Origin of the sequence: Zooshikella ganghwensis DSM 15267, assembly GCF_000428585.1 — a bacterium.
GTDB classification, from domain to species: domain Bacteria; phylum Pseudomonadota; class Gammaproteobacteria; order Pseudomonadales; family Zooshikellaceae; genus Zooshikella; species Zooshikella ganghwensis.
Genome location: NZ_AUAF01000305.1, coordinates 1 through 2,532 on the forward strand (window position 1 = coordinate 1; position 2,532 = coordinate 2,532).

A 2,532-nucleotide genomic window follows, 5' to 3' on the forward strand; every position below is an offset into this window, starting at 1 on the left:
TTACCTGCAATATGGGTAATGCGTTTAACCCCATCAAAGGTAGCAAAGTGGTAGGTTGTTTTTTTGCCCAATGCATTGGTTACGGTAGTCGTACCATCAGCATTATAGGTGATTGAGATTTTTTCCATATCACCCGCATGACTACTGGTAATCGCTCGGCCACGGTCATCATAACTCCAGGTTGCATAGCGATTACCATTACTGTCCGTGATTCCAGTTAAGAAATGAGGAAAGCGGCTGTCTTCGTAATGGTATTGACGGTTTCGAGTAAAATCGCCCGCTTTTTCAGTCACTTTAACCAAGCGTTGTTGATCATCATATGTATACGTCCATTGCCGTCCACTTTCTGTCAGGCTCTGTACTTGCTGCTGGTTGTTTTGAGTAAACCGTAAGGTGCTAAATCCATCAGTAACGCTTACATTGTCACCTTCGTAGCTCAGTGTATGGGTTACACCTTCACCATTACCTAACTCAATAAGTTGGCCTTGTGCGTTAAACGTATACTCCAAGCGGTTTGCAGCCGTGTAACGCCAGCCGGAATTATGCGCAACCAATGTGCCTAATTCTGAAGGCTCACCCTGAAATTGATTATTATTCTTAGTAAATACGGTTTCTTTACCATCAGGTAAAATCACCGTCATTTTATTACCTTGCGACTTAATTTGGGCTGAATAATTATGTCGCCATAAGCCATCTACACTGTTATAGCTTCGGGTAAAATGAATAGAAAAATCACCGTCATCAATAAGCGCATCCGTTTCTTGTTGGAATTTATTGCCTAACGCGATATTAATCGGATTACCTTTTGCTGAGGTGGGGCCACAATCAGGTATATCGTTTGGATTGCCTTTATTTTTAGCCAGAACAACTTCTTGATCATAAAATAAAGTCATGGTGTCTTCTGTCGTACACTCATTACCAACAACACCTTTTAATTTTACGAAATTTAGGCCAGGCTTAAGGGTTGCTGAAGCGCCCAAGGACTCTAAAAATGAAATACCTCGCTGAAATTGCATGGTTCCACCATGATTAAATACTGTTTCATTATTCACAGTTACTTGAACTAGATCAGAGCCTCGCAAACGCCCCCAACCACCCCATCCGCCACCAGAGCTTCTATCAGCATTACCTGTGCCGTAAAGTGTTATTGAAGGGGAACGAAGCGTTTCACCATCTTGGTAAGATGTGAATTCAACGGAACAATCAGCAAAAACAGAGGGAGAAAAGTATATGAGAGGAAAAACAAGGCCAGCTAAAAACTGTTGCCTCAAGGCTTTATCCATGTGCTTATATCCTTAAACTGCAGTACTACATCAATTAATGTTAAAAGCATCTAATAATAAATTGAATAAACATCACCTGTCACTGATGAAATCTTTCATTATTTTACTGTGATACAAATTAATTGATGTATGAATAGACGATAGCGTTTGTCTATCTGTCGTACTCTTTTATCTGGATTTTTAAGTGCCACCCATGCCTATTAAAGTGCAACTCATACTGCTACTAAGAGTGCCATCCAACTGCTACCCAGTTCGTACTATAAGGGTTAGCGAGGATTGCAGACATCGTTTTCTTCCATCCTACAGTATTTATAGGCTATAGTGGTTAGTACCTATCAGGGCCAAGAAAGATAGGGTGCACCATCCATGGCCTGGAGATGCCTTGCCGACGATCCAGGCCATGGTTCTTTAAAGAAAAAATCTCTCATTCAACATGACTTATGTTTTAGCTTGATACCAAATGCTGGCGTTGTGTGAATCCTTCCTCTCACTTCCAACGCCTTAAAAAGTTGTCCCGGGACAACTTTTTTCAAAATCAAATTTGTTCTTTAAACTTTGTCATTACATTGTACAGTCGTCGTATTGCCTAATGACTATATTAAATCCTCAGTTTCAGTGACTTTCTGCGTTGGTTGCACAAGTTTTCTTTTAATTTCATGTTCAGAAATTAATCCCAGTTCAATAAATGTTTTCTGGTCACTTTCTCGAGTTACTTGTTCAGCAATCAACACTTTTAACCGTTGCATCGCTTTCTCATCATTTCTTGCTAACTTCATCATCACACCACCGAGAATGACTTTTGCGCGAGTTTCAAGCTTACGTTTTTTACCTTGTTCTCGTGCCTTAGCTGCTTGAATTTGTGCATTAAGTTGATCTCGCTTTTTTAGCAGATCATCTAATTTTGCCATTGCTATTACTCCAAAACATCGTGCTCGCATAAAGCTAAATCAGCTTGACGACAATTGCAATATTTGCTATCAAGCACCAACCCCTGAGTACAATGAAGGGCGCACTTATACATTACGAAGTAATGTGTGCGGTCTGCGACGCTAAAAGCAAAAGCGATGTGTATGGCTATCTATCATTGTCATGTAAAAGTTATCAGCCGAAGTAGCGGTCGATCATCGACTGGTGCTGCGGCTTATCGCGCCGCTGAAAGTATCGAAGACAAACGGACTGGCATCGTTCATGACTACACTCGAAAAAAGGGCGTCAGCTATAGCCAGATTTTAGCGCCAACGCATGCACC

The 2,532-nt window shown here is 41.0% G+C and carries 3 protein-coding genes; 1 reads left to right on the top strand and 2 read right to left on the bottom strand.

Annotated features, from left to right (window positions below):
- Nucleotides 1–1,283, bottom strand: a 1,283-nt coding sequence (locus tag F607_RS32070; protein WP_051311857.1) for a DUF6531 domain-containing protein, incomplete at its 3' end; no start/stop codon positions are given.
- Between the two features lie 593 nt (nt 1,284–1,876).
- Complete coding sequence (locus F607_RS32075; RefSeq protein WP_051311858.1) at nt 1,877–2,191, bottom strand: hypothetical protein; 315 nt, start codon at nt 2,189–2,191, stop codon at nt 1,877–1,879.
- Nucleotides 2,192–2,353: 162 nt separating this feature from the next.
- On the opposite strand from F607_RS32075, the gene F607_RS33840 reads away from it, so the two are divergent.
- Nucleotides 2,354–2,532 (top strand): MobA/MobL family protein (locus F607_RS33840; RefSeq protein WP_169719856.1); only part of this gene is annotated, 179 nt, incomplete at its 3' end.

Coding starts and splice junctions, on each gene's coding strand:
- F607_RS32075 (WP_051311858.1), bottom strand. CDS start 2,191: ATGGCAAAATTAGATGATCTGCTAAAAAAGCGAGATCAACTTAATGCA.